This is a genomic window from Nostoc linckia z4 (assembly GCF_002608075.1).
Lineage (GTDB): Bacteria > Cyanobacteriota > Cyanobacteriia > Cyanobacteriales > Nostocaceae > Nostoc > Nostoc linckia.
The window spans coordinates 91,037-103,966 of sequence record NZ_LAHA01000004.1 but is presented as its reverse complement, the minus strand read 5'-3'; the positions used below and the strand labels follow the sequence as shown (position 1 = coordinate 103,966).

The following is a 12,930-nucleotide window of genomic DNA, read 5'->3' as shown; positions in this document are numbered from 1 at the left end:
TACGGTTTGGGGAAGGGGGAAAGGGGAAGGGGAAGGGGGAAAGGGGAAAGGGAAAAGGGGAAAGTGGAAAGGGGAAAGGTTTCAAATACGTCAGACCTCTTGCACAATAGTGCTTTTTGCATTCTTGTGGTCAAAGGGATACATTTTTATTGTGGAAAGGGAAAATACCAAACCTTTCCCTTTTTCCCCTTTCCCTTTACCCTTTCCCCTTTCCCCTTTATGGGGCTGCGTTAAATATTAGATTTTTTCAGTTTAAGAAATCGGTTCAAAAACCATTTGAGGGATCAACGCTTCGTTTTGTAATTCTCCAATGCCTATAAAGCGAGTATCTTCATCATAAACTCGCACTATTCCAGAAACATCGACAGTTAAAGAAATTCGCTGACCTTGACACCATTTGCGAGCAGATGTTAACGGTAGAGTCACAAATGGTAAATGTTGTAATGGCGCATCAACACAAATGGGTTGAAATGTTCCAGCTTGTAGTTGTGTTTCTAAATCTGTGAAGGTGAGACTATCTGTTAAATAAAAACCACTGCTTTCGCTACGAGTTAAAGCAGCAAGCGTACCACCAGTTTCTAAAATTTCACCCAAATCACGAGCGATCGCTCTAATATATGTACCACTTCCACAGGCGATGGCCACATCTAATTCTGGAAAATCTCCTTGACGCCAATCCAAAATTTCTATGTGAAAAATCTCCACTGTCCGCACTGGAACTTCCACCGTTTTACCTTGACGCGCTAAATCGTAGAGACGTTTTCCATCCACTTGAATTGCACTGTAACTAGGTGGGATTTGTTCAATTTTGCCTTGAAATTTTAATAGTGCAGTTTTTACTTGTGCTAAATTCAATTCCCCACAAGCTTGAGAATTAATAATTTCACCTTGTAAATCATCAGTTGTGGTACGCACACCCAGGCGAATTGTTGCTTTGTAAGCTTTGTTTCCTGGTAAATATTGTAATAATCTGGTGGCTTTACCAAAGGCGATGGGTAACACTCCGGTAGCTGCTGGATCTAAAGTTCCTGCATGTCCCACGCGTTTGAGGCGCAACAACTTCCGCACCCGCGCTACACAGTCGTGGGAAGTCCAGTCAAATGGTTTGTTTAAGTTGAGAAAACCTTGAGATAACACAAAATCAATAGTTTTATTTTTTCAAGTTTATAAATGCTTAAAACATTAATATAATTTTTTTATTATACAGCAGATTTCAAATTGATGAAGTACACTAGATTAGCTTCCAAACCTGGTATGCATTCTATTTTACTTTTGAATCATGCTTTTTCATGATTCAGGAAAATTGCAGTGTTGTAAATATGAATAATATGAAAAAAACAATTTTTACCATTATATTTCTTATTTGTTCTATTTTCATTGGTGGTTGTAGTGAATCTAATAACATTAGTTCTCCAGAAAATTCTGTCACAGCCAACCCAAATAATTCTCCATCGAATTCAGTAATTAAAGAAAATCCACAGAACAGTTCCCAACCCACTAAAGATTCAAATATATCTCAGCAACCATCTATTAAAAATGAAAATCCCTCTTCTGGCACTATTAAAGATATGCAAAATGGGGATTTAAAGTGCTATGTTTCTGTTGTCGATGGCAATGGTAAATTATATGAAGGGGTTGGTGCGACATTCGATGTTTGCGAGCCGGATAAATATGTGAATAAAAATGTCAATTTATTTTATGAACTAGAGGATGTCAATGATTGTCAAAGCGCTGAACCTTGTGGAAAAACAATTAAAGAATGGCTGATTACTAAAATCGAAATTCGAGATTAGAAATCATAGCAATTAACTTATTAATTATGAATCATGAACTATGACGAAAGTTGATTTATTGATAAAACCTTCGGTAAAGTAACTGTAACTTTAGTTCCTCGTCCTACTTCACTGGATAAAGTGATGTTACCGCCATGTAATTCTACACAAGTTTTGGCGATCGCCAATCCTAAACCAGTGCCAGGAATTGTATCAACGTTACTTCCCCGACTAAAAGATTGAAATAAATTTTCTCGATCTGCCATCGGAATACCAATTCCCCAATCTTGGACATAAAAAATAATTTGCGATTCTTTACCGATGAGATTAAACTCTACAGTACCTCCATTTGGAGAATATTTAATTGCATTGGATATTAAGTTAGTAAATATTTGTTGTAAAAGCCCGCGATCGCCACAAAAACCATGATAATTTCCAGTGATTTTAAAAATCAATTCGTGGCGCTCTCCTGCTGTTTCTCGCTCTTGTTCTATTAAATCAGAAAAAAATTGGAACAAATCGAGCTGTATCGGCTTGGGCTTGGGTTTTTCCTGTTCAAATTGATTAACTAAAAGCATATTGTCCACAAGTTTGGACATGTACCTTGCTTTTTGTTCAATAATTCCCAAAAATTTCTGCTGTTTAGCTTCATCGAGTTGGTTGCTATATTTTACTAAAGTCGATGCCGCAGCCAAAATTGAAGTTAAGGGGGTTCGATATTCATGGGAAACTGTGCCAATAATTTGCGATTTAAATACATTGAGTTGTTTTTCTTTTGTCAGGGCTGCTTGAGTTTGGGCTAGCAATTCCGCTTGTTGGATAGCAATAGCTAGTTGCACCGATACTTCATTTAACATCTGAGCATCATCAGCTTGCCACTGTCGTTCATAGGAATTATGGTGAGCAATCAACAAACCCCAAAGCTTGGGAGTTGGATTTCCATTATTGCTGAGATTAATCGGAACTACCAAATTTGATTCAGTGTTAAATTTCTCTTTCAAACTCAAATGATTACACAAGCCAAGTTCATAAATATGAGGGATTGGGGATTGGGAATAAGATGTGGTAAGAGAGGAAGAGGCGGTGATGGGGTGACGCGATGAGGCGGGGAAAGAATTCTCCGTGTCCCGGTGTCCCCGCGTCTTTGTCTCCTCTTGATTCTGATTGCCGACGCGACCCTCGCACAGGGCTACGGCGCGGTATGAGTCAACAGAGGAGGCGACTATTTTACCCTCTTTATCTGTGGCGAACTGATATACCATCACGCCATCGCATTTCAAAAGTTGCTGCACCTCTACTACAGCCGTATTTAAAATTTGCTCTAGGTTAAGAGACTGGCGGATTCTCAAAGCAGTTGTAGCAATTAAACGCTGACGTTCGCGGGTTTTACTGAGTTGGGCTTGCAAGTACGATTGCTTGATGGCATTGCGGACTGCTAGTTGCAGTACATCTTGTGTCAGGTGTTGCTTGACCAAATAATCCAGCGCACCTCGTTTCATTGCCTGAACTGCAACCTCTTCATCACCCCGTCCTGTCAACATAATCACAGGCACAGAAGTATTAAATATCTCCTGCTGCATTTGATCGAAAAGTTCTAACCCACTTTTGTCAGGTAGGCAATAATCCAGCAGAATGATATCGCAATGTATTTTTTTGCACAAAGCAAGTCCTTCTTCTGCACAGTCAGCCTCCAAAATCTGGTATGACTGATGCAGATCTTTCAAAAGATATCGACGATAGATTTTTCGATCTGCTGCACAATCATCGATGATGAGTAGCGTCCATGTGTCCAACATATTAAGTATGAGGATCGGGGAGCTAGATAGATCCCTTTTATCCAGATTGTGTTTTTATTGCATAATTCTAAAAATAATATAAAATAAATATAAATAAAAGCTAAATTATTTAGAAATACTAAAGCGATCGCAAATCCTAGAAGGCAGCAACAAAAACAGGAAAATGGAGAACATCAATCTCAGGCAGTCATACAGAAAAAAATTCTATAATCTCCTATCCTCCTGTCACTCCTCATTTTCCAGACAGCAAACACTGTGACTCAAAGATGAGAATGTCTCTGTGCCATGTAAGTAGTCTTTTTTGTTATGCCTTGGTCTTTACTGCTTCATCATCTGGAAAATAAACAAATTAAGCCTACGCAGGCGGTGTATTGGCTTCCAGCCAGTAGTCTACAAAAGCCTGAATCGTCTTTTTTAGTTCTTGAGCATCCATCGGCTTTACTAGATATCCATTTGCGCCTTTTTGGTAGCACAGTTCAATATCTTTGGGGTTCGATGACGTAGTAAAAACTACGACGGGGATTTCCTTAAAAGTATTGTCTTGCTTGAGGCGGGCTAAGATGTCGCGGCCATCTATGCCTGGTAAATTGAGATCGAGCAAGATTACAGAAGGTCGTAATGCTAGTTGTGAGTTGCATGATTCTTCGCCCTGGTGGTAGGTATCGTTCTTCTGTTGATAGAGGAACTCTATAACCTCATCCCCATTGGTACAACGATGTATGGGGTTCTGGACGGACATGCGCCTCATCAGACGTTGTAGCATCCGAAAATCTTCATTGCTGTCCTCAACAACAAGCAGAGGTTCATGAAGTTTTTTTGTCATTCGTGGTCTTAAAACAACTTAACAAAAATATATATTTGGTGACTATCTTAAACTATTCGAGCGTAAAATAGAATATCGAGCCAATGCCTACAGCAGATTCGACCCAAATTTGACCGTTGTGCAGCTCAACAATTTTCTTAACAATAGCTAGTCCTGCACCTGCACCTCCGCCGTATTTTTCCTGGGAATGCAGCCGCTTAAATAATCGAAAGATGGTTTCTAGATGATGTTGGGGAATCCCAATACCGTTATCGCGGACATAAAAAATAGGGCATGGGGCATGGGGTATGGGCACAAGAGGCTCCAAGGGCAGAGGCTCCCCACCTCCCCATCTCCCTTGCTCCCTATCTCCAGAGAAGTAGCCAATCTCAACCCATTTTTCAGCTTTATCGTTGTATTTGAAGGCGTTACCAATTAAGTTACTGAAGACTTCGTTGACGAGAACGCGATCGCACTCCACTATGGGTAAAGGTCGAGGAATGCGAATATCCATCAGTCCAGAGTTGTGCTGACTAGCCCGAAAGACTTCAATTACTTGAGCCACCAATTCGTTGAGGTCGGTGGCTTGTTCTCGCAGTTGTGCTTGTCCTAACTGGGAAAGTCGCAGTAGAGCATTAATCAGCGTTTCCATGCGTACAGATAAGGAGACTACTGTCTGCAAGCACTCAACACCATCATCATCTAATATTTCGTCATAGTCTTCTAACAGTACCGTGGAAAAGTTATAAATACCCCGCAGAGGTTCCTTGAGGTCATGGGAAGCAGCATAGGCAAAGGAGGCTAGCTCTTGATTGCTGCGTTCTAACTCTAAATTAATTTTGGCTAATTCATCGGCCTTGGAGAGTACAATACCGACGATGGCATTTCTCAGACTCAAAGCACTGTCAAGTTCGCATGGTCTCCAAGGTAGAGAAGTTAATCTCACTGTTTCTTGCCAAGCTGCAAAAGATTTTCGCACAGATAAGGTCAGGCTACCATCTGCTTGGGCTTGAATGGATTCGTTGGGATCACCTGCCCAGTTTACTGTTTGGATAACTTCAGGGCGAAACCAAAGGATGTAATAGCGTCGGACTTGAGAAATCCGCAGTAGCAACAAGCCGCTAGCAGTATCTTTAAATATCAACGCTTCTGGGTAAAGCTTTGGCAAAGAATCAGTGGAAAACAAATTGTCATGAACTTGGGTATCCGCCCATTCAATCAGCGCCCGCACCTGGTCAATATTCGGTGTTGCTCCCACGAGAGTAACTTCATTATCCAAACAAATTGCTGCTCCTGAGGCGCTAACAAGATCTAACAAACGGATTTCCGGTTTGATGAGAGCATCAATAAAATTGTCGGCTTGGGAAATGGACTTGAGAAACTCAGACTGTAGCGATTTGAGCTTGACTTCATAGTCCCATTCCGAGTGACTAATTTTGTGCGCTAATTCTGAAGAAACAATTTGTCCCAAAAATTCGCACATCTTCCGCACTTCATAAGAGAGATACTTTGGTGTTTGATGATGGCAAGATATTAATCCCCAAAGTTTTTGCTCTTGAATCAGTGAAATGACTAAAAGTGACGTGACTCCCATGTTTTGATGATATTCAATACAACAGGAATCAAAACTCCTCAACACACTGTAGCTTAAGTCAAGATTTTGGCCGGGAAATAGCTTGACCGCTTCCACAGTCAAATCAGGAATAAATCGTAGCAAAGAGCGCGTGTATAACTCCCTAGCTTGGGCTGGGATATCTGTAGCAGGGTAGTGGAGTCCTAAATAAGGTGATAAATCTTCTCCTTTGACTTCTACAACTACAGAACCGGCTCCGGATTCGTCAAATTGATACACCATCACACGGTGAAAACCAATAATTTCTTGGAGTTTCTCTGCTGCGATGTGCAAAAATTCGATTAAATTCGATGTGCTTTGCATTTTGGCTATGGCTTCACCCACCAATTCATGAAAGCCCAAGAAACTGACCTCCGATTCCGAGTCAGTGGGTTCTAGCTCCACAATGACAGCTTCTTGTGTGCGATGAACCACGGCATCAAAATACCGTTCGCCATTATCAGTGTTTATTAATACTCTAAATGCATTAGAAATACCAATTTTTTTCCCCAAGCACTGCTTAACAAGTTCCACTTTTTTACTGTCAAACAAACAGTTCAGGGGTTGATTGAGCAAATCTTCTGGCTCTTTACCCAAATATTCTGGGGTATTGTCACTGACTTGCACTATCTCTAGCTGAGTATTCAGTGCTAACAGTACGCCATGAGGTTGAATAGAGCCAGGTATGTGAATGGGTTTGGAATCGTGGTTAGTCAGAGCGTTAGCTTGGGCATTGGTCTCTTCAGGCTGGCTCATAAATCAACTGATGTAAAGCTGATTTTTACAATAGCGCAATTAAATGTCACATTTCTTTAAAGTATATGCCGATAAGTGTGGACGCGATCGTACTATGGCGTTTTTCAGTAAATGGAGTACATGGTAGGGGTGAATAGCCATTCGCCCTTACAATTACCTGTATGGCGATGGCTTTGTTTGGAATTGCCGTAGATTGATGCCGATCGCAATCAACAACAGCTTTGTAACTAATGCTTTGAGTCCAAAATATAAAATCTGATAAATACTTAGAAATTTTTAGTCATAAATAGAACGTATTTGACGATAATTACTTAAATAATGAGAAGATGGCTATCGGTAAAAATAAAGACAAAAATTTAACAAACAAATAAATTTTATATATCTAAGGAAATAAGACTAGTGACAATAAAACTTGATTTAATCAAGTTCATAACACTAATGATGCCCACTAGGCAGCTAGTTAGCAGCTAGCTACCAGTAGGACTTCCTCCCTAATTGATTCGGCAACTTAGGAGGCCAATACATCGTGTCAAAAAATTTTGATGACTCACATCCTCTTGAAGAGAGAGTCGGCATAAAATTAGATAATTTTCATCATCAAAATGATATAAAAAATACAGGAATTTTTCAAGGAAGGACAATACTTTTAGTAGATGATAATGAAGATATTATTACCTTTATTACCTGTATTCTAAAAATTTATGGAATCAGTGTGATTACTACCTCATGTGCTATGGAAGCATTTGAAATCGTTAAAAAAGTAACAGTGGATCTTTTAATTAGCGACATCGATTTGCCAGGTAATTCTGGATATTTGTTGATCCAAAAAATCCGGACTCTTGCCTCAGAAAAAATGAGGGAAATTCCAGCGATCGCCTTTAGCGATCGAGGTGAAAATAAAGCTTATAAACAAGCTCTTGCATGTGGATTTCAAAGTTATATCAAAAAGCCTTCAAATCCTACACAATTGATTGTAGAAGTTGCAAAACTGCTGCGACGTTCTTGTAGCAGAGATTTTTCGTTATTTGGCGATTACTCTTGTTTAGCAGAAAGGTAATTTGTCATTGGGGTAGTGTTGGCTAGGGATTGGGGCATTGGGAAGGGGAAAAGGGTAAGGGGAAAAGGGGAAAGATTAAATTTATTCCTTTTCCCTTTAACCTTTAACCTTTTCCCCATCTCCCCATCTCCCCATCTCCCCACTAGCGTTTACAAAAAAACTTCTAGCCCGTAATGCTGACAGAGGGTTTTTAGTTTTGCAACTATCAGTGCTTGAACGTTTTCTGGGGAAACGATGACGCAATCAGGAGTATATTGCATAATTTCGCGAATAAACCAAAAGGTATTAGAGATAGGCCTGACAACTCGTTTGATACGTTGTGTGTCCGGTAACCATTCATTTGTCTTGTCTTCCGGTTTAGCTTGATAAGCAAAGCCTAAATTACCAAGTAGATGCATTTCTACGTCTATTTGTGCCAATTGGCTACGACGCCACTCACCGGCAACAGGTAATACAGCGGCTTCTTGAATACGGTCTAAACGTAGACTCCAATTGTGACGTAACTCTTCCACATCAGAATTACCCTCTGTCTCTTCACACCAGCAATCTAAATATTGACGCTTTTCGTGGGGTGTAACTTTAGCATAGCGAACAGTAAAATTAAATACTTGTTGTCTTGGATCTTGATAACTGAGTTGAAACGCTTGCTGCTGTAAGATGTAACGGTCAATTTGCAAACGCCACTGCGGGGCTAAATTCCCTAAGAAACTTTCGATTTCAGTACGCAGAGGTATCGGTATTTCGCTACGTTCCAGTAATAATTGCGCTATGATTTGCGCTTGCTCGTTTTGCCCGTTGTCGGTTAATAAACGCATTGCACGGTCAAGGGCACGGATACGCGCTTCTGACCAGTCATGATTTTTACCAATAATTAACTGATGGCGGGCGATCGCTTCTATTAGTTTAGAGATATTCGGGCGATCGCCCCACATCATACCAAACTCCAGCGCCAGGTTTTCTAATTCGGTTTTATCCTGTTCTCGCAGAGACAGAGTTATCGATTGACCTTTACGACTCATTTGTACGGACACTTTTGCACGGATATATCTTGCCAACCTCTATTTTGCGTGCCAATATGGTTTTTAACAACCAGTTACGGACACTATTTCAGTATATGTCCAATGATTACACAATAACTCTCAAGCCAGTGTATTCTCAAACAGTGGCGACACCACCAGGCTTGAAAATTCCAGATGGCTGGTCATTATCTTGGCATCAAGTTGAAACTTTCAAAGCACTGCAAGATCCAAATGTTGATGTAGTATTCAACACCGCCATGACAGGCGACGGTAAAAGCTTAGCTGCTTATTTAGAAGTGCTGCAAGGTGAATTTTCAGCTATTGCACTTTATCCAACTAACGAATTAGCGCGTGACCAAGAAATACAAATTCAAGGATATATTGAAGAATTTCAACCCAGAGATAAACCGCGTGTAGTGCGGCTGAGTGGGGCTGATTTAGAAATTTATGCTGAGAATGAAGGATTGAGAAAAAGTGCAGCGATCGCAACTCTCACAAATCAAAGAGAAGCATTATTAACTAACCCTGATATTTTTCATTACTTACATCGAGGTGCTTATATAATTCCTGGTGACAGTCCGGATAAATTATGGGGCAGAATTGATAAAGACTTTGACTTATTTATCTTTGATGAATTCCATGTTTTTGCTGCTCCTCAAATTGCAAGTGTAATTAACACGATGCTATTAATTCGCTGTACAAACCGCCGCAAGAAGTTTTTGTTTCTTTCAGCTACACCAGATAAAAATTTAATTACTAGATTGCAAGCAGCAGGTTTTCGCTGCCAAGAAATTAACCCGTTAGAGAAAAATAAATATCAATTTCCTGATAGCGCCGAACAAGAAAACGAACTGCAAACGCAAGGATGGCGGCAAGTAGCACGAACAATTTCACTGAACTTTATTCCTTTAGAACCTGCTTTTAAAGCTTCGGAAACTTGGTTAAGAGAAAATAGTAATTTGATTTTGGCTCAGTTTCAGCAGTATCCAGGGAGTAAGGGAGCAATTATTCTCAATTCCATCGCAGCAGTCAAGCGCCTGACTCCATTTTTTCAAGAACTTTTGCAGCCTCATGGCTTGACGGTAGGAGAAAATACAGGATTATCAGGAAAAGCGCAAAAAGAGTTAAGTTTGGCTGCTGATTTAGTTCTTGGCACGAGTACTATTGATGTTGGCGTTGATTTTAAAATTAACTTCCTAATTTTTGAATCATCGGATGCGGGTAATTTTATTCAGCGTTTGGGACGCTTGGGTAGACATGATGGCTATGATAAAAATGGTGAGCAAATTAAGTTTGAAAACTTCACAGCTTTGGCTTTGGTTCCCAACTTTTTAGTAGAGAGATTATTTCAGATAGAGTCACCACCTTTAGTAGTTAATAGTACTTGCGATCGCCCCACTCTGCAAAACATAATTAAAGAGCAATATCGCCAAATCAATGATTTTCATGGTTATTATCGCCGTTGGGGTGCTGTGCAATCAATGAAACTGTGTTGGGACTTGAAACACAAGACTATTCAACAACAGTATGTAGGTAGTTTAGAAGCATTTATTCAAGCTTGTGAAGCAGTCTTTGAAACCAGTTTAAAACCTCTAGCCGGACGTATTCAAGGATGGGCTAAAGATTGGCAAGCGCTTTCAGGTAAATTAGGAAATCCCATTGCTGATGATGCTTATAGTTTTCGAGGTTCTAGTCCTTTGCAATGCGGAATTTACGATTTAACAGAAACAAACGAAGTAGACAGATTTAAAACCTATGATTTACCGGGAATTTTAAGCAACTTAGAAATTGAAATGTGGACAGAAGCGGCGTTTATACGGACACTCCAAGAAACCGCCAAACGCACCGGACAACCCATAGCCAAAGGTAGATTTGCTCACTGTCTCGCATTTATCAAGTTGCGTTCCTACCGCGAGGAACGGCTGAACTGGAAATTTACTTATTCAGGCGACTTGCAACCAAAAGCAGACGCTTGGAAAGTTCAGGTTTTAAAAGGTGTGGAAATTTGGCAACCTGAAAACTACTGGATTGGGGAGATTAACAAACGCTTGAAAACACAGGGTTTAGTTTGTTATGTGATTCGCCGTCCAGTTGCAGAAGTACGGATGCGGTTGCGGCTACCGATGCATTTTCAGATTTACCCAATCAGCGATCAGTATAGCTTTCATGATGTTAACGCACCGTATGCGATCGCTTTTGGTCACTCTGCACTGCTGCTAGATACGCTGGCGTACACCTTTAAAAGCAAGGGAGATGAGATATGGGTTGCTTGAGGTTTCAATCCCTAATAGGGATTTTGGTTATTCATGGTCTTAAGGCAGAACAAGGAACAGTAGTACGTTCACAGATAATTGTTTCAATCCCTAATAGGGATTTGAATGCCTTAGACTTATACTGCTACTATAGTACACAAGTTTTAGTCACAGTAAAATATCTTATGGGGTTAATTACTGTGAACGTAAAATACTGTACCTTATTCTATGCAAATGAAACAATCTCAAATGCAGAACCAGAATGCCGACCTCCACCTAATCCGCACGGTACTTAAGCAACTTCACTATTTAGTTGATGCAATAGAAGCAGTACGACTCCAGAATGCCATTCAAGATAATCAGCTAGCTGACCTTGAGAATCGCGTCAGTGTTTTAGAGACAAATTTCGGACACCAAGTTTGTCGAAATGAGGATTTACAGAATCTTGTAGATTTTCATTATCCACCAGATTAAGAAACTGTTCGCAGTGTAGACCCGACTTGTAATCGGAAGGTCGTCGATTCATATCTCTGTCTACAAGACTGAGTTACTGTTTCGAGTGTACACACGATAAAACAATCTACTAACATCACGTAACCATGAACGAACAAAAACTTTTGGAACGAATCACAGTCAACCCCAAAATTTTTGGTGGTAAGCCAATTATTCGCGATCGTCGCCTTGCGGTTGAACATATTTTAAGAATGCTAGCAGCTGGAGACAGTATCGAAACCTTGCTAGAAGGTTATCCCTGGCTAGAAAGAGAAGATATACAAGCCTGTTTAGTCTACGCACGTAGGCTAGTTGGTGATGAACGAGTTGAACATTTTACGTTATGAGTGACTCCATTTCAGACAATTACAGAAATTTGCTAATGGAAATAAAACAGCGCATTCGTTCAGCCCAGTACGAAGCACTAAAAGCAGTTAATCGGGAAATGATTAACTTATACTGGGACATTGGGCAGATGATTGTTACTCAACAACAAGGTGCTAGTTGGGGTAAATCAGTCGTGGAACAGTTAGCAAAAGATTTACAAGCAGAGTTTCCTGGAATTAGCGGATTTTCTGCCCGTAATATTTGGAGAATGCGAGATTTTTACTTGACTTACCACTCTAAAGAAATTCTGCCACCATTGGTGGCAGAAATTGGATGGACTCACAATATAGTCATTTTAGAAAAGTGTAAAGATGACCTAGAACGAGAGTTTTATATTAGAATGACTCGCAAATTCGGTTGGACAAAAAACGTTTTGATTCACCAAATTGAAAATCAAACCTATGAAAAAACTCTGCTCAATCAGACTAACTTTGATAAAACTGTTCCAGCAGAAATCCGTAATCAATTAAAACTAGCTGTGAAAGATGAATATACATTTGATTTTTTAGAATTAGCAGATGAACATAGTGAACGACAGCTAGAACAGTCTATTTTGGCAAGAGTAGAACCATTTTTGCAAGAAATGGGTGGAAGGTTTACTTTTGTTGGTAGTCAATATCGCCTGGAAGTTGGTGATAAAGAATTTTTCATCGATTTATTACTATATCACCGCCAATTAAAATGTCTAGTTGCCATTGAGTTAAAAACTGGAGAGTTTTTACCTGAGTATGTAGGGAAAATGCAGTTTTATCTGGCAGCTTTAGATGATTTAGCTCGACTACCAGACGAAAACCTCTCAATCGGAATTATTATTTGCAAGTCTAAAGATAAAACTATTGTTGAGTATGCACTGAGAGAATCCAATAAACCTATTGGTGTAGCAACTTATCAAATAGTTTCTACGGTGCCTCAAGAACTCAAAAACCAGCTTCCCGCTCCAGAACAAGTTGCTAAACTCCTAGAAGGATTTGAATAGAATTATAGA

Annotated in this window: 11 protein-coding genes; 6 read left to right on the top strand and 5 right to left on the bottom strand. The window is 39.9% G+C overall.

Translation table 11 applies throughout. From position 1 onward, the window contains the following. Positions 1 to 252: 252 nt before the first annotated feature. A complete protein-coding gene (gene truB, locus VF06_RS05240; protein WP_099066168.1) occupies positions 253 to 1,137 on the bottom strand; it encodes a tRNA pseudouridine(55) synthase TruB in 885 nt (294 codons plus the stop codon). Between the two features lie 182 nt (positions 1,138 to 1,319). Between truB and VF06_RS05235 the strand changes: the two genes are divergently transcribed. After that, positions 1,320 to 1,793, top strand: a complete 474-nt coding sequence (locus VF06_RS05235; RefSeq protein WP_244918040.1) for a hypothetical protein — start codon at positions 1,320 to 1,322, stop codon at positions 1,791 to 1,793. A gap of 38 nt (positions 1,794 to 1,831) precedes the next feature. Here the strand turns inward: VF06_RS05235 and VF06_RS05230 are convergent, their stop codons facing one another. The 3 genes from VF06_RS05230 to VF06_RS05220 form a co-directional block, all read right to left on the bottom strand. After that, on the bottom strand, positions 1,832 to 3,568 hold the full coding sequence (locus VF06_RS05230) for an ATP-binding protein (protein ID WP_099066170.1): 1,737 nt from the start codon (positions 3,566 to 3,568) through the stop codon (positions 1,832 to 1,834). A 355-nt stretch (positions 3,569 to 3,923) separates the two neighbouring features. Next, positions 3,924 to 4,391 carry a response regulator gene (locus tag VF06_RS05225; protein WP_099066171.1) on the bottom strand — a complete coding sequence of 156 codons (468 nt, stop codon included), beginning with the start codon at positions 4,389 to 4,391 and terminating at the stop codon, positions 3,924 to 3,926. A gap of 52 nt (positions 4,392 to 4,443) precedes the next feature. Continuing rightward, entirely contained in the window at positions 4,444 to 6,738 is a 2,295-nt protein-coding gene (locus VF06_RS05220; protein WP_099066172.1) for an ATP-binding protein, read from the bottom strand. Between the two features lie 526 nt (positions 6,739 to 7,264). On the opposite strand from VF06_RS05220, the gene VF06_RS05215 reads away from it, so the two are divergent. Next, the gene (locus tag VF06_RS05215; RefSeq protein ID WP_244918041.1) at positions 7,265 to 7,795 is read left to right on the top strand and encodes a response regulator; all 531 of its coding nucleotides are present in this window, start codon (positions 7,265 to 7,267) and stop codon (positions 7,793 to 7,795) included. 149 nt (positions 7,796 to 7,944) lie between these two features. Here VF06_RS05215 and VF06_RS05210 read toward each other — a convergent pair whose 3' ends face one another. Continuing rightward, the gene (locus VF06_RS05210; protein ID WP_099066173.1) at positions 7,945 to 8,814 is read right to left on the bottom strand and encodes a WYL domain-containing protein; all 870 of its coding nucleotides are present in this window, start codon (positions 8,812 to 8,814) and stop codon (positions 7,945 to 7,947) included. A gap of 95 nt (positions 8,815 to 8,909) precedes the next feature. Here VF06_RS05210 and cas3 point away from each other — a divergent pair, with 95 nt between their 5' ends. The 4 genes from cas3 (at position 8,910) to VF06_RS05190 (ending at position 12,921) form a co-directional block, all read left to right on the top strand. Continuing rightward, positions 8,910 to 11,087, top strand: a complete 2,178-nt coding sequence (cas3, locus tag VF06_RS05205; protein ID WP_099066174.1) for a type I-D CRISPR-associated helicase Cas3' — start codon at positions 8,910 to 8,912, stop codon at positions 11,085 to 11,087. Positions 11,088 to 11,315: 228 nt separating this feature from the next. Then, on the top strand, positions 11,316 to 11,540 hold the full coding sequence (locus VF06_RS05200; RefSeq protein WP_143863051.1) for a hypothetical protein: 225 nt from the start codon (positions 11,316 to 11,318) through the stop codon (positions 11,538 to 11,540). Positions 11,541 to 11,665: 125 nt separating this feature from the next. Next, complete coding sequence (locus VF06_RS05195) at positions 11,666 to 11,905, top strand: DUF433 domain-containing protein (RefSeq protein WP_099066176.1); 240 nt, start codon at positions 11,666 to 11,668, stop codon at positions 11,903 to 11,905. Continuing rightward, positions 11,902 to 12,921, top strand: a complete 1,020-nt coding sequence (locus VF06_RS05190) for a PDDEXK nuclease domain-containing protein (RefSeq protein ID WP_099066177.1) — start codon at positions 11,902 to 11,904, stop codon at positions 12,919 to 12,921. Before VF06_RS05195 ends, VF06_RS05190 begins: the two co-directional genes overlap by 4 nt. Positions 12,922 to 12,930 lie beyond the last annotated feature (9 nt).